Annotated in this window: 21 protein-coding genes; 5 read left to right on the top strand and 16 right to left on the bottom strand. The window is 73.6% G+C overall.

The features are described from left to right. The first annotated feature begins 12 nt into the window (after window positions 1-12). The 4 genes from ACFYOJ_RS24015 (at window position 13) to ACFYOJ_RS24030 (ending at window position 3,824) form a co-directional block, all read left to right on the top strand. Window positions 13-660, top strand: a complete 648-nt coding sequence (locus ACFYOJ_RS24015; protein WP_356558237.1) for an ABC transporter permease — start codon at window positions 13-15, stop codon at window positions 658-660. An 88-nt stretch (window positions 661-748) separates the two neighbouring features. Continuing rightward, window positions 749-1,960 carry a betaine/proline/choline family ABC transporter ATP-binding protein gene (locus tag ACFYOJ_RS24020; RefSeq protein ID WP_356558263.1) on the top strand — a complete coding sequence of 404 codons (1,212 nt, stop codon included), beginning with the start codon at window positions 749-751 and terminating at the stop codon, window positions 1,958-1,960. 86 nt (window positions 1,961-2,046) lie between these two features. Next, window positions 2,047-2,862 (top strand): ABC transporter permease, encoded by an 816-nt coding sequence (locus tag ACFYOJ_RS24025; protein ID WP_356558262.1) that lies wholly within the window; start codon window positions 2,047-2,049, stop codon window positions 2,860-2,862. After that, complete coding sequence (locus ACFYOJ_RS24030) at window positions 2,859-3,824, top strand: glycine betaine ABC transporter substrate-binding protein (protein WP_356558236.1); 966 nt, start codon at window positions 2,859-2,861, stop codon at window positions 3,822-3,824. The genes ACFYOJ_RS24025 and ACFYOJ_RS24030 overlap by 4 nt, the downstream gene beginning before the upstream one ends. A gap of 45 nt (window positions 3,825-3,869) precedes the next feature. Here the strand turns inward: ACFYOJ_RS24030 and ACFYOJ_RS24035 are convergent, their stop codons facing one another. The 13 genes from ACFYOJ_RS24035 to ACFYOJ_RS24095 all read right to left on the bottom strand — a co-directional run bounded on the left by ACFYOJ_RS24035 (window position 3,870) and on the right by ACFYOJ_RS24095 (window position 19,454). Beyond that, window positions 3,870-4,661 (bottom strand): S16 family serine protease, encoded by a 792-nt coding sequence (locus ACFYOJ_RS24035; RefSeq protein ID WP_356558235.1) that lies wholly within the window; start codon window positions 4,659-4,661, stop codon window positions 3,870-3,872. 62 nt (window positions 4,662-4,723) lie between these two features. Then, the gene (locus ACFYOJ_RS24040) at window positions 4,724-5,374 is read right to left on the bottom strand and encodes a helix-turn-helix domain-containing protein (protein ID WP_356558234.1); all 651 of its coding nucleotides are present in this window, start codon (window positions 5,372-5,374) and stop codon (window positions 4,724-4,726) included. 300 nt (window positions 5,375-5,674) lie between these two features. Next, window positions 5,675-7,471, bottom strand: coding sequence for a DEAD/DEAH box helicase (locus ACFYOJ_RS24045; RefSeq protein ID WP_356558233.1), 1,797 nt, complete (start codon window positions 7,469-7,471; stop codon window positions 5,675-5,677). Window positions 7,472-7,586: 115 nt separating this feature from the next. Then, a complete protein-coding gene (locus ACFYOJ_RS24050) occupies window positions 7,587-7,970 on the bottom strand; it encodes a type II toxin-antitoxin system death-on-curing family toxin (RefSeq protein WP_356558232.1) in 384 nt (127 codons plus the stop codon). Beyond that, window positions 7,971-8,168, bottom strand: a complete 198-nt coding sequence (locus ACFYOJ_RS24055) for an Arc family DNA-binding protein (protein WP_031478308.1) — start codon at window positions 8,166-8,168, stop codon at window positions 7,971-7,973. It abuts the gene before it with no gap. Window positions 8,169-8,209: 41 nt separating this feature from the next. After that, the gene (locus ACFYOJ_RS24060; protein WP_356558231.1) at window positions 8,210-9,682 is read right to left on the bottom strand and encodes an MFS transporter; all 1,473 of its coding nucleotides are present in this window, start codon (window positions 9,680-9,682) and stop codon (window positions 8,210-8,212) included. A gap of 100 nt (window positions 9,683-9,782) precedes the next feature. Next, complete coding sequence (locus tag ACFYOJ_RS24065) at window positions 9,783-10,961, bottom strand: SUKH-4 family immunity protein (protein ID WP_356558230.1); 1,179 nt, start codon at window positions 10,959-10,961, stop codon at window positions 9,783-9,785. 163 nt (window positions 10,962-11,124) lie between these two features. Further along, the gene (locus ACFYOJ_RS24070) at window positions 11,125-13,434 is read right to left on the bottom strand and encodes a molybdopterin cofactor-binding domain-containing protein (protein WP_356558229.1); all 2,310 of its coding nucleotides are present in this window, start codon (window positions 13,432-13,434) and stop codon (window positions 11,125-11,127) included. Beyond that, entirely contained in the window at window positions 13,431-15,569 is a 2,139-nt protein-coding gene (locus ACFYOJ_RS24075) for a 2Fe-2S iron-sulfur cluster-binding protein (protein ID WP_356558228.1), read from the bottom strand. Before ACFYOJ_RS24075 ends, ACFYOJ_RS24070 begins: the two co-directional genes overlap by 4 nt. Next, window positions 15,566-16,459: an FAD binding domain-containing protein gene (locus ACFYOJ_RS24080; protein WP_356558227.1), complete on the bottom strand. Its 894-nt coding sequence runs from the start codon at window positions 16,457-16,459 to the stop codon at window positions 15,566-15,568. Before ACFYOJ_RS24080 ends, ACFYOJ_RS24075 begins: the two co-directional genes overlap by 4 nt. 309 nt (window positions 16,460-16,768) lie before the next feature. After that, window positions 16,769-18,442 carry a beta-N-acetylhexosaminidase gene (locus ACFYOJ_RS24085; protein ID WP_388597783.1) on the bottom strand — a complete coding sequence of 558 codons (1,674 nt, stop codon included), beginning with the start codon at window positions 18,440-18,442 and terminating at the stop codon, window positions 16,769-16,771. 124 nt (window positions 18,443-18,566) lie between these two features. Beyond that, window positions 18,567-18,851, bottom strand: coding sequence for a DUF3039 domain-containing protein (locus ACFYOJ_RS24090; protein ID WP_356556955.1), 285 nt, complete (start codon window positions 18,849-18,851; stop codon window positions 18,567-18,569). Between the two features lie 30 nt (window positions 18,852-18,881). Next, the gene (locus tag ACFYOJ_RS24095; protein ID WP_356556954.1) at window positions 18,882-19,454 is read right to left on the bottom strand and encodes a YqgE/AlgH family protein; all 573 of its coding nucleotides are present in this window, start codon (window positions 19,452-19,454) and stop codon (window positions 18,882-18,884) included. A gap of 233 nt (window positions 19,455-19,687) precedes the next feature. Between ACFYOJ_RS24095 and murA the strand changes: the two genes are divergently transcribed. Then, a complete protein-coding gene (gene murA / locus ACFYOJ_RS24100) occupies window positions 19,688-21,034 on the top strand; it encodes a UDP-N-acetylglucosamine 1-carboxyvinyltransferase (RefSeq protein WP_356556953.1) in 1,347 nt (448 codons plus the stop codon). Between the two features lie 173 nt (window positions 21,035-21,207). Here murA and ACFYOJ_RS24105 read toward each other — a convergent pair whose 3' ends face one another. The 3 genes from ACFYOJ_RS24105 to ACFYOJ_RS24115 form a co-directional block, all read right to left on the bottom strand. Then, window positions 21,208-21,489, bottom strand: a complete 282-nt coding sequence (locus ACFYOJ_RS24105) for an HU family DNA-binding protein (protein WP_004987462.1) — start codon at window positions 21,487-21,489, stop codon at window positions 21,208-21,210. A 353-nt stretch (window positions 21,490-21,842) separates the two neighbouring features. Further along, window positions 21,843-23,258: an NAD-dependent malic enzyme gene (locus tag ACFYOJ_RS24110; RefSeq protein WP_356556952.1), complete on the bottom strand. Its 1,416-nt coding sequence runs from the start codon at window positions 23,256-23,258 to the stop codon at window positions 21,843-21,845. A gap of 502 nt (window positions 23,259-23,760) precedes the next feature. Beyond that, window positions 23,761-26,031, bottom strand: a complete 2,271-nt coding sequence (locus tag ACFYOJ_RS24115) for a UvrD-helicase domain-containing protein (RefSeq protein WP_356556951.1) — start codon at window positions 26,029-26,031, stop codon at window positions 23,761-23,763. Window positions 26,032-26,036: the final 5 nt, after the last annotated feature.

A 26,036-nucleotide genomic window follows, 5' to 3' on the forward strand; every position in this document is an offset into this window, starting at 1 on the left:
AGGTGAGCGGACGTGGACTTCTGGGAGTTCCTCGGCAGCCGCCACCAGCAGCTGCTCACCGACGCCTGCCAGCACGCCAGTGCCGTCCTCCAGTGCATGGTCGCGGCGACCGTGCTCGGGGTGCTGATCGGCGTCGTCACCTACCGCAGCGACTGGGCGGGCACCCTGGCGACCACGGCCACCTCCACCGTGCTGACCATCCCCTCGCTGGCCATGATCGGCCTGCTGATCCCGATCGTGGGGCTGGGCGTGCCGCCGACGGTGACCGCGCTGACCCTGTACGGGCTGCTGCCCGTCGTGCGCAACGCGATCGTCGGGCTGCGCGGGGTGGACCCGGCGCTGGTGGACGCGGCCACGGGCATCGGGATGTCACGGACGGCCCGGCTGTGGAAGGTGGAACTGCCGCTGGCCTGGCCGCCGATCCTCACCGGGATCCGCGTCTCCACGCAGATGCTGATGGGCATCGCCGCCATCGCCGCGTACGCCTCCGGGCCGGGCCTCGGCAACGAGATCTTCCGCGGGATCGCGTCGCTGGGCAGCAGGAACGCGCTCAACCAGGTCCTCGCCGGCACGCTCGGGATCATCGTCCTGGCGCTGCTCTTCGACGCCGCGTACGTCCTGCTGGGACGGCTGACCATTTCCAGGGGGGTCCGTGTCTGAGACCGTGCGCGGGACGGGCGCCGAGCCGGGCGGGCCCGCCACCGGGACGTCCGTCGGGGCGGCCACCAGGACGGCCACCGGGGCGACCATCGAGCTGGAGGGCCTGACCAAGCGCTACCCCGGCAGCGCCCAGCCCGCCGTCGACAACGTGTCGATGGAGATCAGGGCCGGTGAGACGGTCGTCCTCGTGGGGCCCTCGGGCTGCGGGAAGTCCACGACGCTGAAGATGATCAACCGGCTGATCGAGCCGAGCGGCGGACGCATCCGCATCGACGGCGAGGACGTCACCGGCATCGACCCGGTCAGGCTGCGCCGCAAGGTGGGCTACGCGATCCAGTCCTCGGGTCTCTTCCCGCACATGACGGTCGCGCAGAACATCGCGCTGGTGCCGAGGATGACCGGCTGGCCGAAAGCCCGGATCCGCTCCCGGGTGGAGGAGATGCTCGACCTGGTCGGGCTGGACCCCGGGGAGTTCCACGACCGCTATCCGCGACAGCTGTCCGGCGGGCAGCAGCAGCGGGTGGGCGTGGCGCGGGCGCTGGCCGCCGATCCGCCGGTGCTGCTGATGGACGAGCCGTTCGGCGCGGTCGACCCGATCACCCGGGACCACCTCCAGGACGAGCTGATCCGGCTCCAGCGCGAGCTGCACAAGACGATCGTGTTCGTCACCCACGACTTCGACGAGGCGATCAAGCTGGGCGACCGGATCGCCGTGCTGCGCGAGCGGTCCCGCATCGCCCAGTTCGACACCCCGGAGGCCGTCCTCACCAACCCGGCCGACGATTTCGTCTCCGGCTTCGTGGGCGCCGGGGCGGCGCTGAAGCGGCTGAACCTCACCCGCGTACGGGACGTGGGGATCACCGACTGTCCGACGGTGACCGTGGAGGACCCGCTCCGGCACATCCTCGACCGGCTGCGCGCGGCCGGCACCGACGAGGTCCTGCTGCTGGACCGGCAGCGGCGGCCGTACAAGTGGCTCCGGCGCGGTGATCTGATGCGGGCCGGCGGTTCACCGGCGCGGGCCGGGACGCTGGTGCACGACACGGTGACCCGGGACGCGACGCTGCGGGACGCGCTGGAGGCGGTGCTGACCGACAGCACGGGGCGGGTCGCGGTCACCGGACGGCGCGGCGAGTACGAGGGCGTCGTCGACATGGAGACGCTGATGAACTCCGTGCGCGAACTGCTGGAGGCGGACCGCCTCGACGTGCTGGGACACCAGCACGACCTGGAGGAGGTCCGGGCCGGGCGGCCCCGCACCGAGCAGGAGGGCTCCGGAGGGGACGGAGGCACGGCGTGAGCACCTCTCCCGGGACCGGGAAGCCCGTGGCCGACGAGCCCGGGACCGGGAAGCCCGTGGCCGACGAGCCCGTGGCCGAGGAGCCCGTGGCCGAGGAGCCCGTGGCCGAGGAGAGGGACGAGGCGGAACCCGGGCCGCGCCCGCCCTCCCCGGCCGCGACGCGGCGGCGGGTCACCTGGCAGAAGCTGACCGTCCTGCCCGTGGGCCTGATCGCCGTGCTCCTGGCGACCTGGCTGTGGTTCCGGCAGGCCGACCTGGACGCGCTCAGCGTGAACGCCCTGTCGGACGGGCAGGTCACCAAGGCCCTGTGGCAGCACGTCCAGCTGACCGTGATCTCCACCTTCTTCGTGCTGGTCATCGCGATCCCGCTGGGCGTCCTGCTCACCCGCCGGATGTTCCGACGGGCCACACCGGTGGCGATGGCGTTCGCCAACACGGGCCAGGCGACCCCGGCCATCGGCCTGCTCGCGCTGCTGGTGATCTGGCTCGGCATCGGCCGCCGGGCCGCCCTGATCGGCATCATCGTCTACGCCGTCCTGCCGGTGCTCTCCAACACCATCGCGGGCCTCAGGGCGAACGACCCGACGCTGCTGGAGGCGGCCCGCGGCATCGGCATGTCCCCGCTGGGCGTGCTCACCCGCGTCGAACTCCCGCTCGCCGTCCCGCTGATCCTCGCCGGAGTGCGCACGGCCCTCGTCCTGAACGTCGGTACGGCGACCCTGGCGACCTTCGGCGGAGGAGGCGGCCTCGGTGTGCTCATCACCACCGGCATCACCAGCCAGCGGATGCCGGTGCTGCTGCTCGGCTCGGTCCTCACGGTCGCCCTCGCGCTGCTGGTGGACTGGCTCGCCTCGCTCGCCGAGCTGCTGCTGCGCCCGCGCGGTCTGGAGGCGGGCACATGAGACGCCGTACGTGCCTGCCGGCCGCCGCCGTCCTGGTGGCCGCCGCCGGGTGCGGGCTGACCAGCGGCTCCCCCATGGCCGACGACGTGGAGCCCGGCACGATCGGCAGAGGCCGGCCGCTCGAGGGCGCCGATCTGACCGTCACCTCCAAGGAGTTCACCGAAGGGCTGATCCTCGGCGCGATCATGGGCATCGCCTTCGAGGCGGCCGGCGCCGAGGTGCTCGACCGCACCGGCATCCAGGGCTCCGTCGGCACCCGCGCGGCGGTCGAGAACGGCGACGCGGACGCCACGTACGAGTACACCGGCACCGCCTGGATCACCTACCTCGGACACAGCGAGCCGATCTCCGACCCCCGGCAGCAGTGGCAGGCCGTGCGCGACGCCGACCTGAAGAAGGGCATCACCTGGCTGCCGCCGTCGACGCTGAACAACACCTACGCCCTCGCCATGAACCGGGCGAACCACGAGAAGTACCGGACGACGACACTGTCGCAGGTGGCCGAGCTGGCGAAGTCCGACCCGGGCGCCGTGACACTGTGCGTGGAGGGCGAGTTCGCCAACCGCGCGGACGGACTGCCGGGCATGGAGAAGGCATACGGGACGAACGTCCCGGCGAGGAACATCACGCAGATGGACACCGGCATCATCTACACCCAGACCGCCAAGGGCGCCTGCGCCTACGGCGAGGTGTTCACCACCGACGGACGGATCAAGTCCATGGACCTGGTGGTGATGGCTGACGACAGGAAGTTCTTCCCGAACTACAACGCGGCGCCCATGGTCAGGACCGACACCCTGGAGAAGTGGCCGGCGATCGCCTCCGTCCTCGCGCCGGTCACCGAGGCGCTGGACAACGACGTCGCGCGGACCCTCAACGCGAAGGTCGACGTGGACGGCGAGGACCCGCACCAGGTGGCGCTGGACTGGATGAAGGAGAAGGGCTTCGTGAAGGGCGGCTGAGCCCGGCGGCCGGACCCGGCGGCACAGCAGGCGCTCAGCGGCCGCTCAGCAGGAAGGGACCTCGCCCTTGCCCGAGTTCAGGGCCCCGAGCGCGTCGACCGCGCCCTTCAGGGTGGTCACCGGGACCAGCCGCAGCCCCTTCGGCAGCTCGGTCCGCGCCTGCGCGCACTCGTCCTTCGGCACCAGGAAGACGGTGGCCCCGTCCCGCCGGGCGGCCTGCGTCTTCAGCGGCACGCCGCCGACGGCGCCGACCTTGCCGTCGGCGGTGATGGTGCCGGTGCCGGCGATGGTCCGGCCGCCGGTCAGGTCGCCCCCGTGGCCGTCACCGGCCAGCTTGTCGATGATGCCGAGCGAGAGCAGCAGACCGGCGCTGGGACCGCCGACGTCCCCCAGGTCCAGCCGGACGTCGACGTCGGACGCGTCCATGCGCAGGTAGCCCAGGGCGGCCGCCGTCGCCGTGTCCTGGGACTCCCGCATCTGGTCCAGGTTGTACTTCTCGACCTCCTCGACGTCGTCGCCCTCGGGGTAGACGGCGTCCAGGGGCATGACCGCCCGGTCGGTGTCGAACCAGTTGCCCAGCACGTCGCCGAGCGAAACCCGCGCGTCGGGGCCGGTCGCCACGATCGTCGTCATCCGCAACTGGCCCTCGGTCTCCCGGGTCGGCGCTCCCGAGATCCGGATCACCTCGTCGCCCTGGTACTCCGACAGCACGTCCGCGGTCGAGCCCGGCTGCGCCACGGAGAACGGCAGCGGCGCGAACACGGCGGTCGCGAGCAGCGCCACGACGGGCAGACCGCAGGCGGCGAGGAACTGGGGACGCGAGAGACGAGAGAGCACGGAGCCAATCTAACGCGAGCCCCGACCGGCCCCGCCGCGGGCGGGGCACCCCACCCGCGCGGCTACCGCAGCGCCTCCGCCACCTCGCGGGCCGCTTCCATCACCCGCGTCCCCACCCGCTCCGGCACCACGTCGGCCAGCATCACGACCCCCACGCTGCCCTCTATCCCCGTCACTCCCAGCAGCGGCGCCGCGGCCCCGCAGGCCCCCGCCTCCAGCTCCCCGTGCGTCAGCGTGTACCCGGGGCCCGGTTCCGCCGCGACGGCATGCTGCCGGGCCGACAGGATCGCCTTGCCCGCGGCCCCCCGCTCCAGCGGATGCCGGAAACCGGCCCGGTAGGCCACGTGGTAGTCCGTCCAGGTCGGCTCGACGACGGCCACGGCGAGCGCCTCCCCGCCGTCGACCAGCGTCAGGTGGGCCGTCGCCCCGATGTCCTCGGCCAGCGACCGCAGCGCCGGCATCGCCGCCTCGCGCACCAGCGGGTGCACCTGGCGGCCCAGCCCCAGCACCCCGAGCCCGACCCGGGCGCGTCCGCCCAGGTCACGGCGTACGAGCGCGTGCTGTTCCAGTGTGGCCAGCAACCGGTACACGACGGTCCGGTTGACGCCCAGTCGGTGGGACAACTCGGTGACGGTCAGCCCGTGGTCCGTTTCGGCCAGCAGCTTGAGGACACGCAGTCCCCTGTCGAGCGTCTGAGAGGTCTCCGCGGTCACGACGCCCACTCCTTAGTGGTGAGGTCGGCGGCCCCCTCGCGGCGGTGCGTCGCCGAGTCCCGTCAGCGACGCGCTTCAGAGGCCGCCGATCGGCTGACGGCCCGGTCCTGTGCCGGGCCCAGTCGCTTCACGGCTGCGCTCCGCGGCGGCGCTGCCACGGGGCGTGTGCGTAGCGGGACAGTAGCGAGCCGGTCCGCTCAGCGGAAGGCTCCGTCCAGAATCCGGTCGCCACCCCGAGGGAACCGTCCGTGTTTGCCCCGGTACGCACCGCACACTGCGTGGCGTCCGCGCACCCCCGTGTCACTTCATGCGCGTCGCCCACTCCTGCACCTTGGCGATGCGCTGGCGCAGCTGCCCGGCGGTGGCCTCGGCGCTGGGCGGGCCGCCGCACACGCGGCGCAGTTCGGTGTGGATGACGCCGTGCGGCTTGCCGCTCTGGTGGACGTAGGCGCCGACCATGGTGTTGAGCTGCTTGCGCAGCTCCATCAGCTCCTTGTGGGAGACGACCGGGCGCCGCTCGGCGGGCAGTTCGAGCAGGTCGGCCTCGTCGTCGGGCTTCTTGCGGCTGTGGGCGATCTGCCGGGCCTGCCGCTTCTGCAGCAGCAGCTGCACCTGGTCGGGCTCCAGCAGTCCGGGGATGCCGAGGTAGTCCTGCTCCTCCTCGCTGCCCGGGTGGGCCTGCATGCCGAACTCGGCGCCGTTGTACATGACCCGGTCGAAGACGGCGTCGGACTCCAGCGCCTCGAAGGGCAGCATGTCCTGCTCGCCGGTGTCCTCGTCCTGCTGCCTGTTCGCCTCGTCCATCTCCTTCTCGGACTCGGCGTACGGGTCCTCCTCGCCCTGCTTCTTGGGCCTGTCGAGGACGTGGTCGCGCTCGCGCTCCATCTCGCTCGCGAAGGTGAGCAGGTCGGGCACGGTCGGCAGGAAGACGGAGGCGGTCTCGCCGCGGCGCCGGGAACGCACGAAGCGGCCGACGGCCTGGGCGAAGAAGAGCGGGGTGGAGATGGTGGTGGCGTACACACCGACCGCGAGGCGGGGCACGTCGACGCCCTCGGACACCATGCGGACGGCGACCATCCACCGGTCGGTGCCGTTGCTGAACGTGTCGATGTTCTTGGAGGCGCCGACGTCGTCGGACAGGACCAGGGTGGCCTTGGTGCCGGTGATCTCCCGGATCAGCTTGGCGTAGGCGCGGGCGGAGTCCTGGTCGGCGGCGATGACGAGGGCGCCGGCGTCCGGGATGGCCCGCCTGACCTCGGTCAGCCGCTGGTCGGCGGCGCGCAGCACGGCCGGCATCCACTCGCCGCGCGGGTCCAGCGCGGTGCGCCAGGCCTGGCTGACGGCGTCCTTGGTCATCGGCTCGCCGAGCCGGGCGGCGACCTCGTCGCCGGCCTTGGTGCGCCAGCGCATGTTGCCGCTGTAGCTCATGAAGATGACGGGACGCACGACGCCGTCGGCGAGCGCGGAACCGTAGCCGTAGGTGTAGTCGGCGGCGGAGCGGCGGATGCCGTCGTCGCCCTCCTCGTACGTGACGAAGGGGATCGGGTTGGTGTCGGAGCGGAAGGGCGTGCCGGTCAGCGCGAGGCGCCGGGTGGCCGGCTCGAACGCCTCCAGACAGGCCTCGCCCCAGGACTTGGAGTCACCGGCGTGGTGGATCTCGTCGAGGATGACCAGGGTCTTGCGCTGCTCGACGCGGTTGCGGTGCAGCATGGGGCGCACGCCGACGCCGGCGTAGGTGACGGCGACGCCCTGGTACTCGCGGCTGAGCGGGCCGGCGCTGTACTCGGGATCCAGCCTGATGCCTATCCGCGCCGCGGCCTCGGCCCACTGCTTCTTCAGGTGCTCGGTCGGCGCGACGACGGTCACCTGCTGCACGACGTGGTGGTGCAGCAGCCAGGACGCCAGCGTCAGGGCGAACGTCGTCTTGCCGGCGCCCGGGGTGGCGACCGCCAGGAAGTCCCGGGGCTGCTCCTGGAGGTACTTCTCCATCGCCCCCTGCTGCCAGGCCCGCAGCTTGCCGGCGGTGCCCCACGGGGCACGGCCGGGGAAGGCCGGGGACAGGTGGTGCGAGGTACTGGGGCTGGCGGCGGTAGTCACGGTCTCCGAAGGGGGTAGTACGGCTCGGCCACGTATGACAACCGGGCCACCCTACCGGCGGCGCGACGCGACCGCCGCGCCCGCCGGGTCGGGTCACCCCCGGGTGGGACCGAGGTCACATCGACTCGTGCAGAGCTCTCAAACGCCGAGCGATCATCCCCACGTCCTCCAGGCTGCCCGACGCCACCTCGACGACGAGCTTGTACGCGTCGTCCTGATCGACGCCGATCATCTCCGTGCCGTTGAAGTCGAGGAAGACGACCGTGGACATCCACGCCATGCGCTTGTTTCCGTCCACCAGGGGGCGGTTGATCGCCAGCGACTGGAGGAGCGCAGCAGCCTTCTCGAACAGGTCCGAGTACGCCTCCACGCCGAACATCTGGGACTGCGGACGATGCACGGCAGAACTGAGCAGACCCAGGTCGCGCACGGCGACCTCCTGCCCCCCACACGCCAGCTCGGCCAGGTCCAGGACTTCCTGGACCGTGAGGTACTTCATCTACTCCCCCAGCCTCCGCAGCAGGTCGGCGTGAGCCGCCGCGTACTTCGCCCCGAGACGACGCACCGTGGCCCGGTCCGCCTCCTGCTCCAGATACCGGTCGATCGCCTGAAGCACTATGGCGTGCATGCTGCGCCCCTCCTCCTCGGCACGCAGCTTGAGCGCCTCCTGCTGGTCGTCGCGCAGACGAAGGTTCATAGCCATACCACCATCGTACCACAAGTGGGGCCATTGTGGTACTACTCGGTTATCGTCCGCACCCGCGTCGTCACCCACGCCCCCAGCAGGGCGACGCCCGCCATCGGCAGGAAGACCGCGGCGAAGGCGGCCGGGTGGGAACCGGCGGCCTCCGTGGCGGCGTGGGAGACCGTGCCGCCGCCGAGGGCCGCGAAGGCGGCTCCGCCCGCGGCCAGCAGGAGCACGTTGGACAGGCCGTCGGAGATCTGCAGGGCGGCGGAGTTGGTGCCCGCCTCCTCGGGGGCGGAGAGCTGGAGCAGGAGCACGCTGGTGGAGGAGATCACCAGGCCCATGCCGAGACAGCCGAAACCCCAGGCGACGGCGACCGTCCAGACGGGCACGGCGTCGATCAGCACGCTCGGGGCGGTGGCGATGGCCGCCGCGACCAGCAGCATGCCCACCGTCATCAGCCGGTCCCGGTACGGTTCCATGCGGGCGCGGGACTGGAGCCAGGAGCCCGTCGCCCAGGTCGCGCCGCCCGCCGCCAGCGAGAGGCCGGCCAGTGTCGGGCTGAGTCCGCGCTGGGTGACCAGCATCAGCGGCACGAAGGACTCGGCGGCGATGAAGGACCCGGCGGCGAGCCCGCGCAGCAGGACGACGGAGGGCAGGCCGCGGGCCGCCCGGTAGGTGCCGCGCGGGAGCAGTCCGAGGACGGCCGGGACGAGCAGGGCCAGCCCCGCCGCGCCGGGGAGCAGGGAGATCCAGCGCAGATCCTGGGCGGCGTACTGGAGGAGGCCGGCGCCCACGGAGATGCCGAGGGCGAGGCGGATGCGGCGGCCGTCGAAGGAGGCCGGTGCCTCCTCGCCGTTCTCCCCCTTCACCGGGCCCGCCGCCCGGCTGCGTATCTGGGGCAGGGCGAGCACCAGCGGGAGCACCACCAGCGCCGGGATGCCGAGGAACACCCACCGCCAGCCCAGGTGTTCGGTGACGGCGCCGGAGGCCAGCGGTCCGACGACCGAGGGCACGACCCAGCCCGCCGCGAACGCCGCCATGATCGCGGGCCGCAGCCGCTCCGGGTAGGCCCGCCCGACCACGACGTACAGCGCGACGATCACCAGTCCTCCGCCGAGGCCCTGCACCGCCCGGCCGAGGATGAACAGCCACATCGCCCCCGCCGTCCCGGACAGCACCAGCCCGGCCGCGAAGGCGGCGATCCCGCCGGTCAGCGGCGCCAGCGGGCCCCGCCGGTCGGACCACTGGCCGGAGAGCACCATGCCGAACAGGCTGGTCGTGAAGTACCCGGAGAACGCGAACGCGTACAGCGACACCCCGTCCAGCTCCCGCGCCGCCACCGGCATCGCCGTGCCGACCGCCGTCGCCTCGAAGGCGATCAGCACGACGACGGAGACGACGCCGACGCTCAGCGCCCGGTAGGCGCGGCTCAGCACGGTGCCGGCGGGGGCGGCGGCCGGATCGGGGACGGCGGGGTCCGCGACTTCGGTGTCGCGGGTGTCACGCGGGTCAGGGACGGTCATGGTCGCCAGGGTAAGGTCCGCACCCGCCGTTGACGCCTGGCAGAAGAGGGGGCGGGAGCGGGACCTCGGTCGTACGACCGCGGCCTTCGGGCGGGCGGCGTCATGCGCACAGGCCGCCGCCCGCGGCGTCGTCGAACACGGTGGGCCAGTACCGCCGGCCGTCGTCCGGCCATCCGTCGTGCGACGGGTGGGTGCCGGTGGCGGACGGGGCGCAGGCCGCCGGGTCCACCGCCGCCAGGGTGCGGGTCATGGTGTCGGCGAGCTGCTCGTAGGCGTAGGAGAGGTCGTGCTCCGCGTCGAGGGCCCGCTCGCGGTGGACGAGCCACAGGGTGAACGCCAGCGTGGAGAGGTCGGCGTTCAGCGGGCGGAGCGTCTCCTCGGCCTCGCTCCAGCAGAGCACCGCACCGGTCGCGCCGTCGACGACCAGGCTGGCGTCCTCCAGCAGGTACCCGAGGCGTATCAGCCGGTCCGAGCCGGGCGGGAGGGGGTCGGCACGCGGGTCGTCGGCCCAGTACTCCTCCAGCGTCGGCAGCGGCACCTCCGCGTCCAGGGAGAACCACAGGCCGTCCTCCGGCAGGCCCACCTCGCGCAGGAAGCGGCGGGTCGGCTCGTGGGTGAGGGCGGCGGGGAAGTCGACCTCCTCGAAGCGGACGACGTCGCCCGCGCCGAACTCGTCGTCCAGGAGGCGGGGCGGAAGGTCGAGGGCCAGGCCGGAGCGGCTGCCCGGCGCGGCCACCAGGGCGAGCGGGCGGATCAGGGCCGCCATCTTCCACAGGGGCGCCGGCTCACCGCCCTCCGGGTCCTCCTCGAAGAGCGCGAGCAGCCGGCGGGACGCCTCCGCGGCCGCCCGGGGGCCGTACCGGTGCGCGTAGTCGGCGAACCGGCCGCGCAGGTCCGCCAGTTCGTCCACGGCCGTGGCGAACTCGGTCAGCGTGCGCAGCGAGGGCGCGAGCGGTTCGCTGTCCATCAGGTCGGGGCGGTCGGGAAGGGCGCACGTCGTGGAGACCTCGCCCGTCGTGCCGTCCAGGAGTATCAGGTCGGCCGCCGTGCCGTCGTGGGTCAGCAGTTCGCCCAGGACCAGCCGGTCGCGCAGCTCCTTCGCGAGCCGGCCCTCGAAGTCGCCCAGCGTGTCGGCCAGCCGCACCAGCCCGTCCCGCCGCAGCGCCGCGCAGGTCAGCAGGCCGCTCGTGTCCGGAAGTCCGGGGCCGGTCAGCCAGGAGCGCGACGGCTCGTGCGTGACGTACGGGTCCAGCTGGTCCTCGGTCAGGGTGATGCTCATGGTCCCCCCATGTGTGACGTCCTCCCCGGGCGGGCACGGCGGCCGCACGCCGGCGCACCGGGCACCATGCCCGGGCACCGGGCCTCGGCGGCCGTTCCCACTGCCCACGACCTTACGGCCCGCCACTGACAACGCCCCCTCCCGGCGGCGCGCGGGCGGACGTTCAGGCGGTGGCGACCGCCGCCTGGGGGCGGATCGGGAGGCGGTTCACCGGGCGGCCCGTGGCCGCGCGCACGGCGGAGGCGACGGCCGCCGGGGAGGCCACCACCGGGACCGCGCTGACCGCCTTGGCGCCGAAGGGCGCGACCACGTCGCGTTCCTCCACGAGCTTCACGATCCGGATGTCCGGGGCGTCGAGGGCGGTCGGGAGGGCGTAGCCGGTCAGGTCGGGGTGGCGGACCAGGCCGCGCGGGGTGCGCAGGTTCTCCGTCAGCGCGATGCCGACGCCCTGGGTGACGCCCGCCTCGATGCGGGCGGCGAGCTGGGCCGGGTTCAGCACGCGGCCCACGTCCTGGGCGACGGCCAGCTCCACGACCCGTACCGAGCCGATCTCGACGTCGACGTCCACCACCGCGCGGATCGCGCAGAAGGACATGCCGACGAAGGCGTCGCCCTGGCCCGCCTCGTCCAGCGGCTCGGTCGGGTGCGGCCGGCACTGGGCGGTGGCCCACAGCTCCTTGCCCGCGAACGCCTCCGCGACCGTCGTCGACAGCACGCCGTCGTACGAGGTGATCTTGCCGTCGGCGATCTGGAGCAGCTCGGTCGACATCCCGAACTGGTGGGCCAGCGGCTGGAGGAGCTGGGTGCGGACCATCTTGGCCGCGCGTTCCACCGCGCCGCCCGACACCCAGGTGTGGCGTCCGCGGCAGCCGGCGCCGGCCGGGGGCTGGTCGGTGTCGACGGGCGCCACGTGCACCTCGTCGACGCCGAGGGTCTCCTGCACGATCTGCCGGGCGAGCGTGGAGAACCCCTGGCCGGTCTCGACGGCCGCGCACAGCACCGTCGCCACACCGTCCTGGACCTTCACGGTGGCCGTGGAGACCTCGTCCGCGCCCTCCGCGCCGAGCATGTGCACCATGCCGATGCCGTAGCCGACGCCGCGGCGCACCGCGCCCGGTTCGCCCGCGCCCTCGGGACCGCCGGGCAGCAGCCACTCGTCCTCGGGCGTGTCCTTGGGCAGGGCGGGGAGCGGGAAGTCGCGGACGGCCCGCAGGAGTTCGGCGACGGGCGCCGGACAGGTCACCGCCTGGCCGGTGGGCAGGACGTCGCCGGTGGCCATGACGTTGCGCAGGCGCACCTCGGCCGGGTCCAGCCCCAGCTTCTTGGCGATCTTGTCCATCTGCGCCTCGTACGCCGCGCACACCTGCATGGCGCCCTCGCCGCGGACGTGGCCCGACGGCGGGTTGTTGGTGCGCACCGCCCAGCCCTCGACGAAGGCGTTCGGGACGACGTAGGGGCCGCAGGCGAAGGCGACGGCGGCGGCGAGCGCGTCGGAGGAGGTGTCGGCGTAGGCGCCCGCGTCGAGCAGGATCTGCGCCTCGACCTTCACCAGGCGGCCCTCGGCGTCCGCGTGGTGGCGGTAGCGCAGGAGGGTGGGGTGGCGGTGGGCGTGGCCGAGGAAGGACTCCTCGCGCGTGGCGGTCAGTTTCACCGGGCAGCCGGTCTTCAGCGCCAGCAGGCCGAGCGGGAGCTGGAAACCCTGGTCCTCGCGGTCGGCGGTGGCGCCGGGCACCCCGGTGACGACGACCTTCACCTGTTCGGGTGCCAGGCCGAAGGCGGCGGCGGCCGTGTCGCGGTCGGTGTGCGGGTCGGTGGAGGCCAGGTACAGCTCCACGCCGCCGTCCGGGCGCGGTACGGCGAGACCGGCCTCGGCGCCGATGGGGGCAGGGTCCTGGCGGCCGATCCGGTACTGGCCCTCCACGATGACCTCGCCGGTCGCCTCCGGGTCGCCGTGGCGCAGCGGGATGTGCCGGATCAGGTTGCCGTCGGGGTGCAGCGGCTCGGCCTCGAAGGCCTGCTCGGGGTCGGTGACCGGGTCGAGCACCTCGTACTCGACGATGACGGCGGCGGCGGCCATCCGCGCCGTGTCCGGGTGGTCGGCGGCGACGGCGGCGATGGGCTCCCCGTGGTGGCGCACGACGTCGGAGGCGAAGACCGGGCGGTCGGCACGGCCCCGTCCGTGCAGCGCGGCGCCGGGCACGTCCTCGTGGGTGACGACGGCGCGGACGCCGGGCATCTCGCGCGCGTGGCGGGTGTCGACGGAGACGATGCGCGCGCGGGGGTGCGGCGAGCGCAGGACGGCGGCCCACAGCAGGCCCTCGGCCCACAGGTCGGCGGCGTAGGGGAAGGTGCCCTCCGTCTTGGCGCGGGCGTCGGCGGGCGGCAGGGAGGCGCCGATGCCGTGCGGGATCGGCTCGGCGACGGGGACGCCCGCCGTTCCCACGGCCTCGGCGGTGGCGGCTTCGTCGGTCACGCGTGGCCTCCGTCCTGGCCGTGGGGGTGGTCGCCGTACGGCGGGTCGTCGTACGGCTGGTCGCCGTGGTGCGAGGGGGTGTCGTAGGGCTGGTCGCCGTAAGCCCGGCCGTCGTAGGCCTGGCCGTCGTAGGCCTGGCCGTCGTAGGCCTGGCCGTCGTAGGCCTGATCCCCGTAGGACCGGCCTCCGTAGGTCTGGTCGTGCGGGGCGGGCGGGCCCTTGGACTCGAACGCCGACGGGTTGACGCCTCCGGCACCCGGGCCCGCCTGGTGCGGAATGCGGGGCTCGTCGCTCTCCGCGTCGGCGGCGGCGTGCGCCTCGCGCTCGGCGACGACCTCCTTGACCGCCTCCAGGACGCCCCGGTAGCCGGAGCAGCGGCACAGGTTGCCGCACAGGGCCTGCCGGGCCTCCAGTTCGGTCGGCGCCGGGTTGCCCTCCAGGAGGTTGTGCACGGTCATCGCCATGCCGGGCACGCAGAAACCGCACTGCACCGCGCCGCACCGGGCGAGGGCCCGCTGCACGTCCGACGGCCGGCCGTCGACGGCCAGGCCCTCGACGGTGCGCACCTCGCTGCCGGCGGCGGTGACGGCCGGGACCAGGCAGGAGGCGACCAGCCGGCCGTCGACCTGGACGTTGCAGGCCCCGCACTCGCCCTGCGAGCAGCCGTCCTTGGCGCCGGCGAGGCCGAGCCGCTCGCGCAGCACGTACAGCAGGGACTCGCCGATCCAGGCGTCGGTGACAGGGCGGTCGGCGTCGTTGACGCGGAGCACGTACGAGGCGAGGGGACGTTCCTCGTGCGGCACGGCCGGAACGGGCTCCGGAGCCGGGGCCTCCTCGGCGGGGGCCGGCTCGCCCGGGGCGTCCTCGGCGGGGGCGCCGGGGTCCGCGGGGTGTTCCGGGCCGGTGTCGTCCCGCGTCACGGGCTCGGTCGCCGACGACGGGTCCGCGTCCGTGACCGGTTCCGTGACCGGTTCCGAGGCCGCCGACGGCTTCTCGGCGTCCTCCGGCCCGGGCTCCGGCTCCTCGCCGGCGGACGTCTCCGACGACGGCTCCGCGGCGCCCACAGGGGCCTCTTCGGCCTCTTCGGTCTCTTCGGTCTCTTCCGTGTCACCGGTCACCGTCTCGTCCGCCGACGGTGCCGGGGACGTCGTGCCGACGGCCTCCGCGGGCGCCTCCGGCCGGGCGTCGGCCGCCGGCTCGGGAGAGGCCCCGGGTACCGGTACGTGCGAAGCCCCGGCAGCGGTCCCGTCGCCGGAGGGGTGCGCGTGCGGGATGCCGGTGGTGGACGGGTCATCGGGCCGAGGCGCCTGTTCCGTCCGGGCGTCGGTCTCGTCACCGGCCGGGTGCGCCTGCGCCGTTCCCGTGGCGGACGCGTCACCGGCCGGGTGCGCCTGCGGCGTCCCCGGTGCGGTCGCGTCGCCGGGCTGGTGCGCGTGGTCCGTCCGCTGCTCCCAGGAGGGTGCGGCCGGCTGGGCCGCCCAGGGGGCCGGGGCGCCGCCGGGCAGGGTGGCCGGTGCGGTGCCGCCCCACTGCCCGGTCAGCGACGACGGACTGTACTCGCCCGACTCGTCCGGGAGTTCGCCGCCGGCGACCGGGACGGACCACTGCCCCGTCACGTCGTGGCCGGATGCCTGCTGCCCCGCCGTACCGTCCGTGCCGTCCGTGCCGGCGGCGCCGGAGAAGTCCCACTGGCCGGTGGCGCCGGGCCGGTGGGCGAACCGGTCGTCCTGCCCGGCGTGGACGTCGTACCCCGCGGCCTGGCCGTAGGGGTCCTGCTGCGCGTACCCGGCGTGCTCGTGGCCCGCCCCCGGGGCGTGCTGCCCGTCGTCGTGCCGCGTCCCGGTCTCCGGGGCGTGCCACTGCGTGCCGTCGGCCGGGGCGGACGGCATCGTCCAGCTGCCGGTGGCCGCCGGGTCCGTCCCGGCGGTCGTGGCGGGCGCGACCGTGATCTGCGGCGGCACATAGCCGTGCCCGGGTGCGGCGAGCGGGCTGTCGGAGGAGGCCGGCAGCGCGTCGACGCCGCCCTCGGGAAGCTGTACGAAGGCGGTGGCGCCGTCGTCGTAGTCGCCCTGGGTCAGCGGGTCCCAGCGTCCGCCGCCCCGGGACGTGCCCTGTCCGTGCTGGTCGTCGGTCACGACAGCGCCCTCCCCAGTGCTCGTCGGGCCAGTGCGGCGACGGTGCGCCGCAGGTGCAGTACGGCGGGCGGGAGCTGCGGCACGGAACCGTCCCCGTCCGGGGCCGCGTCGGGGACGCAGGCGGCGGCGACGTACTCGCCGAAGGCGTGCAGCGCCTCCGGGACGATCGCGCGGCCGTTGTCCCAGTCGATGAGCGAGGCCACCCACTGCTCGGCCTCCAGGGGCCGCAGCGGCATCGGCGCGATGGCGCCGACCGCGCAGCGCACCCCGCGCCGGGCGGGGTCCAGGACCAGGGACACGGAGGCCGTCGCCCGGCCCGGCCCGGTGCGGCCGGTCGCCTTGAGGAAGACCTGCGGCGCGTGCAGCAGCGGCACGCGCACGTAGCCGATGAGCTCGCCCGCGCGGAGCATCTCCATGCCGGCCAGCAGGTGCGAGACCGGCATCTCCCGGCGGGCCCCGCCCGGGCCCGCGATGATCAGGGTCGCCTCCAGCGCGGCCAGCACGGGGAGCGCGTCCCCGGTGGGGGCGGCGGAGGCGATGTTGCCGCCCAGGGTGCCCGCGTTGCGGATGTGCGGCGGGCCGGCGGCGCGCGCGGCGGCGGCGAGCGCCGGGATGAGGGCGGCGAAGTCGGGGCGGCCCATGCGGGCGTGGGTGAGTCCGGCGCCGAGCAGGGCGTGGCCGTCCTGGTACTGCCAGCCGCGGATCTCGCTGATGCGGCCGAGGCCGACCAGCGCGGCGGGCCTGAGCTGACCGGAGTTGACGGCGGCCATCAGGTCGGTGCCGCCCGCCACCGGCACGGCGGCGGGCATGGCGGCGAGCGCCGCCACGGCCTCGTCCAGAGTCGTGGGCAGCGTGACGGCCTGCGCCGCCTGCGGTGCGTGCGTGGTCAAACCGACTGCCCCTTCCCGCTGTCCCACCTGGTCCCGCCCGTGCTGCCGTACGGTACGACCTGACAGGGCGGACGTGGCAACTCTGGCACATCTTCGCAGGGCCCGGACGCGGGGGTCCGCTAGGAGGCATTCGCCCGTCTCGTCGGCGGGATGGGGCGTTTCGCACCGGATCGCCATTGACCGGCGATGTGCGGGAGTTGTCCCTCTTCGGTGGTGTTCCGGAGCTTTTTTCTCGCTTGTCGTCTGCCGCTTGCCTTCTGCCGGCCGTCACTTGACGCTCGCCGCCCGCCACGCGCCGCACGCCGACCGTCACTTGTCCGGCGGCGGCCCGTCGATCGGCCGGCCGAGCACGCCGGGGCGCCGCTGCCAGGGCAGGGGGCCGGCGGGCGGCCGGTAGGCGACACCCAGGGCGTCGAGGCGCCGGTAGTGGGCGGCCATGCGCCGCTCGAAGCCGGCGAAGTCCCGTTCCTCCGGGGCGGGCAGGGCGCTCCAGGCGACCTCGGCGAAGGCGGCGAGCCTCGGGAAGACCTGGTAGTCCACCCGGGCCTGGTCCTCCATCACCTCGGTCCACACGTTCGCCTGGGTGCCGAGCACGTGCGCGGCCTCGCCCGCCGTCAGCTCCGGCGGAACCGGCTCGAACCGGTAGACGTCCTCCAGGGTGCGCACGTACCCGATCGGCACGGGCTCGTCCTCGCCCGCGTCCTGCCGGTGGTCCAGGTACACCTGCTGCTCGGGGCACATGACCACGTCGTGTCCCGCGCGCGCGGCGGCTACCCCGCCGGCGTACCCGCGCCAGGACGACACGGCCGCGCCCTCGGCCAGTCCGCCCTCCAGGATCTCGTCCCAGCCGATGAGCCTGCGTCCGCGCGCGGTCAGCCACCGGTCGAAGTGCTTGACGAACCATGCCTGGAGTCCGTCCTCGCCGGCGAGTCCGAGTTCCCCGATGCGGGCCTGGGCGGCCGGGGAGCGCCGCCACTGCTCCTTGGGGCACTCGTCGCCGCCGATGTGGACGAACTCCGAGGGGAAGAGGTCGAGGACCTCCTCGAACACGCCCTCGTAGAAGCGCAGGGTCCCGTCGGCCGGGGCGAGGACGTTCTCGTTCACCCCCCAGGTGTCCCAGACGGTGAGCGAGGCGGTGTCGACGACGTCGGTGTTGCCGAGTTCCGGGTAGGCGGCGATGGCGGCCTGCGAGTGCCCGGGCACGTCGATCTCGGGGACGACGGTGATGTGCCGTTCGGCGGCGTAGGCGACGATCTCCCGGATGTCGTCCTGGGTGTAGAAACCGCCGTGCGGCTTGTCCTCCCACAGCGGCGAGGCGCGGTGGCCGTACTTGGTGCGCGCCCGCCAGGATCCGGTCTCGGTGAGCCTCGGGTACCGCCTGATCTCGATCCGCCAGCCCTGGTCGTCCGTCAGGTGCCAGTGCAGGACGTTGAGCTTGTGGGCGGCCATCAGGTCCAGGTACCGCAGGACGCCGTCCTTGGGCATGAAGTGCCGGGCGACGTCCAGCATCAGGCCGCGCCAGCGGAAGCGGGGCGCGTCCTCGACGACCTGGTACGGGACCGCGGGGGCGGGGCGGGGCCGCACGGGCGCCCGGCGGAACGCCTCGGGGCCGAGGAGCTGCCGCAGGGTCTGGGCACCCCAGAAGACGCCGGCGGGGCCGCCGCCGCGGATCTCGACACCCCCGTCGCGGGTCGCGCTCAGCCGGTACGCCTCCGGCTCCAGCGCGTCGTCCAGCAGCAGCCGTACGCCGACGGTGTCCCGCGCCGCCGGCCGCAGCGGCAGCGCGAAGGCGGCGCCGAGCGCGGCGCGCAGCCAGCGTTCCGTGGTCTCCGTACCGGGAGCGGCCCACAGGGTGGTGTCCCGGTCGAGCGGGACACCGCCGCCCAGGGGGCCTTCGACGGCGCGCGGAGCCGGGATCAGGCCGGCGGAAGCCTCGGCGGGTGTCCCGTCGGGCGACTCGGGGTGCGTCTCGGTGTGCGTCATCACCGTGATGCTGCCATCCCCCGCCCCCGCGGGGAACGCCGCCCGCCGGGGCGTGTGACGGGCGCGGCCCCGGAGCGCGCGCGGGCACGCTCCGGGGCCGCGGGAATCCGGCCTGCCGGGGTTCCTACTTCTTGTCGCCGCCCTTGCCCTGGTCGCCGCCGGCGCCCATGGACTCGTAGATCTCCTTGCACATGGGGCACACCGGGTACTTCTTCGGGTCGCGGCCCGGTACCCAGACCTTGCCGCACAGCGCCACGACGGGCGTGCCTTCGAGGGCGCTCGCCATGATCTTGTCCTTCTGGACGTAATGGGCGAAGCGCTCGTGGTCACCGTCACCGTGGGACACCTGCGGCGTCGGCTCTACGAGGGTCCCCGTACCAGTCCCGCGCTCGGGCTCGAGAGTGCTCATAAAGGCCAAGGGTACTGAAGCTCACACGCTTCAGTTGAGCGAAGGGTCGTCCGGGTACGTCGCCACCATCGCCAGCTCGCTGCGCTGGCGGCGCAGGACCTCACGCCAGAGTCTTGCGGGGTCGGGGCAGGAGACGTCGCCCGGCTCGGACTCCACCACGTACCAGGCGCCCTCCGTCAGCTCGGCCTCCAGCTGGCCGGGGCCCCAGCCGGCGTACCCGGCGAAGATGCGCAGCGCGCCGACGGCGGGGGCCAGCAGCTCCGGCGGTGCCTCCAGGTCGACCAGGCCGATCGCGCCGTGCACCCGCCGCCAGCCCAGCGGGGCCGCCTCGCCGGCCGCGGCGCCGGGGACGACGGCGACGCCGAGGGCCGAGTCCAGCGAGACCGGGCCGCCCTGGAAGACGACGCCGGGCTCGCCGGCGAGGGCCGCCCAGCCGTCCAGGATGTCGCCCACGTCGACGGGGGTGGGGCGGTTGAGGACGACACCGAGGGAGCCCTCCTCGTCGTGGTCGAGGAGGAGCACCACCGCACGCTCGAAGTTCGGGTCCGCCAGGGCGGGCGTTGCCACGAGCAGCCGCCCCGTGAGCGAGGACACCTCGGTCATGCCTGACATGATCCCGCATGTTCCCCCTCCGTGGGGAGGCAATCGGGGGCACGGGGGTGAACGCGCGCCCGCGCACACCCCGGCGCGGTGACGGCACGTGCCCGCCGGTGAACGGTTCGTGTTGTGACACATCCCGGGGCCGCCGGACCCGCCTCGGGCTTACGGAAGGGGTGTCCGGGGCGACTACCCTTTCCCTTCTGGCCCCTGCCCCCCACCCACGGAACGCGAGATTCATGACCGTCAACGGCGCTGATGACGTACTGCTTGTCCACGGCGGAACCCCGCTGGAGGGCGAGATCCGGGTCCGCGGGGCGAAGAACCTCGTGCCGAAGGCCATGGTGGCCGCCCTGCTGGGCAGTGCGCCGAGCCGGCTGCGCAATGTGCCGGACATCCGCGACGTGCGGGTCGTACGCGGGCTGCTGCAGCTGCACGGGGTGACCGTCCGCCCGGGCGAGGAGCCCGGCGAGCTGGTCCTCGACCCCTCCCACGTGGAGAGCGCGAACGTCGCCGACATCGACGCCCACGCGGGTTCGTCGCGCATCCCGATCCTGTTCTGCGGCCCGCTGCTGCACCGCCTCGGCCACGCGTTCATCCCGGGCCTGGGCGGCTGCGACATCGGCGGCCGGCCCATCGACTTCCACTTCGAGGTGCTGCGGCAGTTCGGCGCGAGGATCGAGAAGCGTGCGGACGGCCAGTACCTGGAGGCCCCGCAGCGGCTGCGCGGCACCAAGATCAGGCTGCCGTACCCGTCCGTCGGCGCGACCGAGCAGGTGCTGCTGACGGCGGTGCTCGCCGAGGGCGTCACCGAGCTGTCCAACGCGGCCGTGGAGCCGGAGATCGAGGACCTGATCTGCGTCCTGCAGAAAATGGGCGCGATCATCGCGATGGACACCGACCGCACGATCCGCGTCACGGGCGTGGACGAGCTGGGCGGCTACACCCACCGCGCCCTGTCGGACCGCCTGGAGGCCGCCTCCTGGGCGTCGGCGGCGCTGGCGACCGAGGGCAACGTCTACGTCCGCGGCGCCCAGCAGCGGTCGATGATGACGTTCCTGAACACCTTCCGGAAGGTGGGCGGCGCCTTCGAGATCGACGACGAGGGCATCCGTTTCTGGCACCCGGGCGGGCAGCTGAAGTCCATCGCCCTGGAGACGGACGTGCACCCGGGCTTCCAGACGGACTGGCAGCAGCCCCTGGTGGTCGCCCTGACGCAGGCCACGGGCCTGTCCATCGTCCACGAGACGGTCTACGAGTCCCGGCTCGGCTTCACCTCCGCGCTCAACCAGATGGGCGCCCACATCCAGCTCTACCGCGAGTGCCTGGGCGGCTCCGACTGCCGCTTCGGCCAGCGCAACTTCCTGCACTCCGCGGTCGTCTCCGGTCCGACCCGGCTGGAGGGCGCCGACCTGGTCATCCCCGACCTGCGCGGCGGCTTCTCGTACCTGATCGCCGCCCTCGCGGCCCAGGGCACGTCCCGGGTCCACGGCATCGACCTGATCAACCGGGGCTACGAGAACTTCCTGGAGAAGCTCGTGGAACTGGGCGCGAAGGTGGAGCTGCCGGGCAAGGCCCTCGGATAACTACTGCGAACACGCCGATGGGGCGGTCACCCGGTCTCGGGTGACCGCCCCATCGGCAATGTGACGAGCGCCCCGTCAGGGGCGCGGGGAACTGCGCGACCAGCCACGCCCGGCCCGCAGGCCGCACGCACGGCCGGCGCAGTCACCCGGCGCTCGAAGCGGAGCGCGAACGCTTACTTGCCCTTGGCGGCTTCCTTGAGCTTGGAGCCCGCGGAGACCTTCACGCTGTAGCCGGCCGGGATCTGGATGGGCTCGCCGGTCTGCGGGTTGCGGGCGGTGCGAGCGGCACGGTGCGTGCGCTCGAAGGTCAGGAAGCCGGGGACGGTGACCTTCTCGTCGCCCTTGGAGACGATGTCGCCGACGACCTCGGCGAACGCGGCCAGCACGGCGTCGGCGTCCTTGCGGGTCACCTCGGCGCGGTCGGCCAGCGCGGCCACCAGCTCACTGCGGTTCATGTTGTTACTCCCGTGTTCTTCTTGCCGTTGACGCGTGCCACGCGGCGGAGCCGCATGTTCAGGCACAGCGAAAGCCGATGCTGCCAGGGCCCTCGGACAGTTCCCTCACCCGGGTCCGGCGTCGGACCCTCGCGCCCAGAGAGGCATCCTGCCTGCACCGGTGGCGGTAATGCCAATCCGGCACCCCTCAGGAGTCGCGAGAACACTCTTGGGAGTCATGTCCGGGGCCCGGGCCTTGCGCCACCCTAGAGGGCGGCCGGAGGGCCTCCGTTCCGCGACGCGCCGACGCGGCGGCCCCCCGTGGCGATCCTCACAGCCCCGGTGCGAGCCGCCGCTTCCCCCCTCGGCGGGTCCTACGCCGTCACTCCGGCGGCCTTCGCCGCCTCCCGGACGGCACCGGCGACGGCACCGGCGACCTTGTCGTTGAAGACGCTCGGGATGATGTAGTTCGGGTTGATCTCGTCCTCGGTCACCACGTCGGCGAGGGCCTTCGCGGCGGCCAGCATCATCTCGGTGTTGACCGTGCGGGACTGGGCGTCCAGCAGGCCGCGGAAGACGCCCGGGAAGACCAGCACGTTGTTGATCTGGTTCGGGAAGTCGGAGCGGCCGGTGGCCACCACGGCCGCCGTCCGGCGGGCGACCGCCGGGTCGACCTCGGGGTCCGGGTTCGCGAGCGCGAACACGATCGCGTCGTCGGCCATGGCGGCCACGTCGTCGCCGTCCAGGACGTTGGGGGCGGAGACGCCGATGAAGACGTCGGCGCCGTGCACCGCCTCCTTCAGCGTGCCGGTCAGGCCCTCGGGGTTGGTGTTGTCGGCGATCCAGCGCAGGGCCGACTCCGGGGCGGCGTCGACGAGGTCGGCGCGGCCGGCGTGCACGACGCCGTGGATGTCGGCGACGACCGCGTTCTTCACGCCGGCGGCCAGCAGCAGCTTGAGGATGGCCGTGCCGGCCGCGCCGGCGCCGGACATGACGACGCGCACGTTCTCGATGGGCTTGCCCACCACGCGCAGGGCGTTGGTGAGGGCGGCGAGGACGACGATGGCGGTGCCGTGCTGGTCGTCGTGGAAGACGGGGATGTCGAGGGCCTCGCGCAGCCGGGCCTCGATCTCGAAGCAGCGCGGCGCGGAGATGTCCTCCAGGTTGATGCCGGCGAAGCCCGGGGCGATGGCCTTGACGATCTCGACGATCGCGTCGGCGTCCTGGGTGTCCAGGCAGATCGGCCAGGCGTCGATGCCGGCGAACCGCTTGAACAGGGCCGCCTTGCCCTCCATGACCGGCAGCGCGGCCTTCGGGCCGATGTTGCCGAGGCCCAGCACCGCCGAGCCGTCCGTCACGACCGCGACGGAGTTGCGCTTGATGGTCAGGCGCCGGGCGTCCTCGGGGTTCTCGGCGATGGCCATGCAGACGCGGGCCACGCCGGGCGTGTAGACCATGGACAGGTCGTCACGGTTGCGGATGGGGTGCTTCGACGCCATCTCGATCTTGCCGCCGAGGTGCATCAGGAACGTACGGTCGGAGACCTTGCCGAGGACGACGCCCTCGATGCCGCGGAGCTGCTCGACGATCTCGTCGGCGTGGGAGGTGGAGCCGGCCGCGATGGTGACGTCGATGCGGAGCTTGTCGTGCCCGGACGCGGTGACGTCGAGGCCGGTGACCGAGCCGCCGGAGGACTCCACGGCGGTGGTGAGCTGCGAGACGGCCGTTCCGCTCGCGGGCACCTCCAACCGGATGGTCATCGAGTAGGAGACGCTGGGCGCCGTTGCCATGGCCGACTTCCTCTGCTTTCACCGTGTCGCGTGTTGTGCCGTCCGATCGTCGCACCTACCACCGCGTACGTGGTAGCCGCCCCGGATTGCGAACTTTTTGTTCGCGCTCCGTCCTGCCGAAGGACGATCACTTTCGGAAAACTGTTTCCACCATACGAGAAGCTGGGCGTCGGGGGAAGAGGTTCCCGGGCCACGGGGCCCGGCCCGTGGCCCAGGCCGGGGAGCGGCCGGGGAGCGGCCGGGGAGCGGCCGGGGAGCGGTCGCGGGGCGGCCGAGGGGCGGCCGGGAAAAGAACTCGCGGGACGGGAATGGTCCCGCGGGGATCGTTTGTTACCGTGGATGTGGCACCGGCCCGATCCAAGCCCCCGGGCCCAACCTTCGTCGCTACGAGCGACCACTTGCCGCGAGGCGAGCATGGCGGGTCGGTGTCACTCAGACGCAACACCGCGAGAGGCCCGCACCGTCCGACGACGGTGCGGGCCTCTCGCCGTGTCCGGGTCCCTCAGTCGCGCAGCAGGTCCGGCACCCCGGCGGCGTCCGGCTCGTCCCGGTCGCCGGAGACGATCGTCAGCTGCTGGGTCGCCCGGGTCAGGGCGACGTAGAGCACGCGCAGCCCGGCCGGTGACTCGTCCGCGATCTCGGCCGGGGAGACGACGACGGTCGCGTCGTACTCCAGGCCCTTGGCCTCCAGGCTGCCCAGCGCCACCACGCGGTCGCCGAGCCCGGCGAGCCAGCGGCGGGCCTCCTCGCGGCGGTTCATGGCGACGACGACGCCGACGGTGCCGTCGACGAGGCCCAGCAGCCTGGCCGCCTCCGCCCGGACGGTGCCGGCCGGGGAGTCCCCGGCGACGGCGAAGCGCGGCTCGACGCCGGTGGAGCGGACGGCCGCCGGCGCCTCGGCGCCCGGCATGGCGAGGGCGAGCACCCTGGCGGCCAGCTCGGCGATCTCGGCCGGGTTGCGGTAGTTCACGGTGAGCTCGAAGCGGCGCCGGGGACGGGAGCCCAGGGCCTCGTCGCGGGCCGCCGCCGCCTCGTCGGGGTCGGACCAGGAGGACTGCGCCGGGTCGCCGACGACGGTCCACGTGGCGTGCCGGCCGCGGCGGCCGACCATCCGCCACTGCATGGGCGTGAGGTCCTGCGCCTCGTCCACGATGACGTGCGCGTACTCGGTGCGCTCCTGCGCGAGGCGCTCGGCGCGCTCCCGCTGCGTCTCCTCGCGCTGCGGCATCAGCTCCTCCAGGCCGGTGAGCTGGTCCAGCGGGTCCAGCTCGCGCCGCTTGCGGGGGCGGGCCGGGGTGCCGAGGACGGCCTGGAGCTCGTCGAGCAGGGCGATGTCGTGCACGGAGTGACCCTCGCGGCGCAGCGACCGGGCCACCTTGCGGATCTCGCCGGGGTTGAGGATCCGCCGGGCCCAGCGGCCCAGGCGCTTCTCGTCCCCCATGGCCTCCAGCACGGCCCCGGGCGTCAGCTCCGGCCACCAGGCGTCCAGGAAGGCGAGGAAGGAGTCCTCGGAGGTGACGTCCTCGTCGAAGGAGGACCGCAGCTCGGCGGCGAGCTCGGGGTCGCTGTGGCGGCCGGCGGCGCCGGACTTGGCCCACAGGGCGTCCAGGAGCAGCCGGCGGGCGCGGGGGCGCAGCAGGTTGACGGGCGCCGTGCCGCCGAGGACGGTGCGGCGGACGGCGGCGAGCTCCCCGGCGTCCAGTTCGAGGCGCCGGCCGAAGGCGACGACCCGCAGCAGCGTCGGCGAGCCGTCCGGCTCCAGCGCCCCGCGCGCGGCCTTGCGCAGCACCCTGAGCATCCGCGAGGAGCCCTTGGCACGGGCGACGGCCGGGGAGTCGTACAGCGTGGCCTCGGCGCCGTCGACGAGCGAGCCGATGGCGCGGATGGCGACCTGCCCCTCCTCGCCCAGGGAGGGCAGCACGCCCTCGGTGTAGGCCACGAGCAGCGGGGTCGGCGAGACGATCAGGATGCCGCCCGCGTACCGGCGCCGGTCCTGGTAGAGCAGGTAGGCCGCGCGGTGCAGGGCGACGGCGGTCTTGCCGGTGCCGGGACCGCCCTCGACGTACGTCACGGAGGCGGCGGGGGCGCGGATCACCAGGTCCTGCTCGGCCTGGATGGAGGCGACGATGTCCCGCATGGAGTGGGTGCGGGCCTGGCCGAGGGCGGCCATCAGGGCGCCGTCGCCGATGACGGCCAGTTCCTCGCCGTCCAGGCGTGCCGTGATCCCGGGCCGCATCAGGTCGTCCTCGACGCCGAGGACGCGCCGCCCCTTGGAGCGGATGACCCGGCGGCGCACGACCCGGCCGGGGTCGACCGGCGTGGAGCGGTAGAAGGGCGCGGCGGCGGGCGCCCGCCAGTCGATGACCAGCGGCGTGTAGTCCTCGTCCAGGACGCCGATGCGGCCGATGTGCAGGGTCTCGGCGATGTCGGCGGTGTCGTCGGGCCGTATGGCGCCCTCGGCGGGCTCCACGGCCGTGTAGGCGCCGTCGGGGCCCTTCTTGCCGTCCTTGCCGGGGAGCAGGTCGATGCGGCCGAAGAGGAAGTCCTCGAACTCGTTGTTCAGGCGGTTGAGGTGGATGCCGGCCCGGAAGACCTGGGCGTCGCGCTCGGCGAGCGCGCCGGGTGTGCCGACCTGGCCGCGCCGGGCGGCGTCCTCCATGAGGAACTCCGCCTCGTGGATCTTCTCCTCCAGGCGGCGGTACACCCGGTCCAGGTGCGCCTGCTCCCCGCGGATCTCCCGGTCGCGCACGGAGTCGCGTGCGGGGTCGCGCACGGAAT

This window comes from Streptomyces sp. NPDC006384, from assembly GCF_042870695.1.
In the GTDB taxonomy this organism is placed as follows: domain Bacteria; phylum Actinomycetota; class Actinomycetes; order Streptomycetales; family Streptomycetaceae; genus Streptomyces.

What these genes read in the sequence shown, in the direction of transcription:
- ACFYOJ_RS24050 (WP_356558232.1), bottom strand. Translation starts at nt 7,970, where the DNA reads ATGAAGTACCTCACGGTCCAGGAAGTCCTGGACCTGGCCGAGCTGGCG.
- ACFYOJ_RS24095 (WP_356556954.1), bottom strand. Translation starts at nt 19,454, where the DNA reads ATGACCGAGGTGTCCTCGCTCACGGGGCGGCTGCTCGTGGCAACGCCC.
- ACFYOJ_RS24030 (WP_356558236.1), top strand. Translation starts at nt 2,859, where the DNA reads ATGAGACGCCGTACGTGCCTGCCGGCCGCCGCCGTCCTGGTGGCCGCC.
- ACFYOJ_RS24105 (WP_004987462.1), bottom strand. Translation starts at nt 21,489, where the DNA reads ATGAACCGCAGTGAGCTGGTGGCCGCGCTGGCCGACCGCGCCGAGGTG.
- ACFYOJ_RS24085 (WP_388597783.1), bottom strand. Translation starts at nt 18,442, where the DNA reads ATGACGCACACCGAGACGCACCCCGAGTCGCCCGACGGGACACCCGCC.
- ACFYOJ_RS24110 (WP_356556952.1), bottom strand. Translation starts at nt 23,258, where the DNA reads ATGGCAACGGCGCCCAGCGTCTCCTACTCGATGACCATCCGGTTGGAG.
- murA (WP_356556953.1), top strand. Translation starts at nt 19,688, where the DNA reads ATGACCGTCAACGGCGCTGATGACGTACTGCTTGTCCACGGCGGAACC.
- ACFYOJ_RS24060 (WP_356558231.1), bottom strand. Translation starts at nt 9,682, where the DNA reads ATGACCGTCCCTGACCCGCGTGACACCCGCGACACCGAAGTCGCGGAC.
- ACFYOJ_RS24090 (WP_356556955.1), bottom strand. Translation starts at nt 18,851, where the DNA reads ATGAGCACTCTCGAGCCCGAGCGCGGGACTGGTACGGGGACCCTCGTA.
- ACFYOJ_RS24055 (WP_031478308.1), bottom strand. Translation starts at nt 8,168, where the DNA reads ATGAACCTTCGTCTGCGCGACGACCAGCAGGAGGCGCTCAAGCTGCGT.
- ACFYOJ_RS24065 (WP_356558230.1), bottom strand. Translation starts at nt 10,961, where the DNA reads ATGAGCATCACCCTGACCGAGGACCAGCTGGACCCGTACGTCACGCAC.